Consider the following 1,706-nt stretch of genomic DNA (forward strand, 5'->3'; position numbering starts at 1 on the left):
GGAGCCACTGATAAAGTACCCTAAATTCTACAAAAACTTAGATGAATAAACCTAAAAAAGCCCGACGATCAGTCTTTTCAGTTGATCGTCGGGCTTTTGGAGCTATTCTTCTTCTTTTTTTTCATCGATTAGCTTCACGATTCGTTTTAAATTCGTGACGAAGAGCGTACTAGCTCCTTGAAGCATCATGCCCTCAATATCTTTGGACCAAGAAACATTGTAGCCATGTCTGTTTTTGATTTCACTGTTTTTTCCTTCAATCATATAGCGCATACGGTAACGTTTTTGGAACACCTCGGTTTCTTGAAACGCCTGTTGCTCGCTATGTGCTTTGGATTGAATCGTTACACTGTACGTTTTACTTTTTGCCCCTTCTTTATAACAGCCCTCTTTCAGAGGACAAGCTTGACATTTTTTTATATCAAAATAGAAAGTCAATCGTTGATTTTTCGCTTGATTCTTTTTCCCTTGAACTGCTTTTCGAATCGCTAATTGCCCCTTGGGACAGACGTACATTCCGGCGTCCTTATTATATTCCCATTCGTCTTCGGGGTCACGTGTACCGTTTGATATTATTGGATTCAATTTTGAATAAAGCTTGATTTTCTCTTCTGCTGTAAAAAGCAAATTTGCTTTTCCTGAATACGCCGTATCACCGATAATTTCCTTCACGTCAATCCCGTTCGCACGAGATTTTTCTACCAATTCTTTCAAATAAGGACCGTCTCCAACATCTCCACCGGTCACGCTTGCGGCTGCGATGATTCGTTCTTCAGTGATGGCTAGGTGGGTTTTATAGCCGAAAAATTCCGTTTCTGCGGTTTTATGTCCAACCTTTGCGGACGTATCGTGAGAATAAACTTCGTATTCTTGGCAATCTTCAACGGTTTCTTTTAATTGATTGATCGACTCCGTGACTGCGGGTGTGACGGCCCATTCGGGATGTTCTTCGATTGTTTTTAAGAGCGTCTTTACATAAGTTTTTTCTGCTTGGTAGTCATTTTTTTGATTTCTTTCTGGCATAGACTGTTTCGCTTCAGGTTTTACTGTATAAATCGCTTTGCGCGCTTTTTTTGAATAAGAGCGCAAAAGCTCTACCGCGGATTTTTTATTAAATCTAGAAGCGGTATGTGTGGCATCAACTATGATTCCTTTGCTTTTGAGTATATCTTTTTCGATCGCGAGTTGAACGGTTTTGTTCAATAAGAGATCTAATAAATTTGAATCGTTCAAGCGTTGCCGTCTGAATTTCGTCAGTAGACTGGGATCAATCACTTCGTCTTCTGGAGCCAAGCCGAGAAAATATTTGTAGGCCATATCTGTTTTACTGCGAGCAACGAGATCAACATCAGACGCAGGAAACATCGCTTTTAACATCAAATATTTGAATAATTTAATCGGATCATAGGCATTGCGACCATCGTTTAAACAATACTTGCTTTCTAGTTCTTCATAGACAAAAGAAAAGTCAACTAACTCATTGAACCGACGTAAAATATGATCGGCAGGTATAAGTAGATCATAAAGATCGCTATAGGGACTAAGTGTAGTTTGATACGTTTGTTTAAGCATGGGATCGCCTCCTAGATACTTTTAATTATAGCTATATCGAGGGCGTTAAACACTGCCTAAAAGAAAAAAGTCGGAAGAAAATGTATCCACATTTTCTTCCGACTGCTTTGTTATTGAACTTTATCAGTGGCTCC

Annotated in this window: 1 protein-coding gene; it reads right to left on the reverse strand. The window is 39.3% G+C overall.

The window, feature by feature from the left end:
- Positions 1 to 102: 102 nt before the first annotated feature.
- Positions 103 to 1,572, reverse strand: a complete 1,470-nt coding sequence (locus tag AC4J95_RS20985) for an IS1182 family transposase (RefSeq protein ID WP_494551536.1) — start codon at positions 1,570 to 1,572, stop codon at positions 103 to 105.
- Positions 1,573 to 1,706 lie beyond the last annotated feature (134 nt).

It is taken from the genome of Enterococcus sp. GPZ-007 (assembly GCF_059374735.1).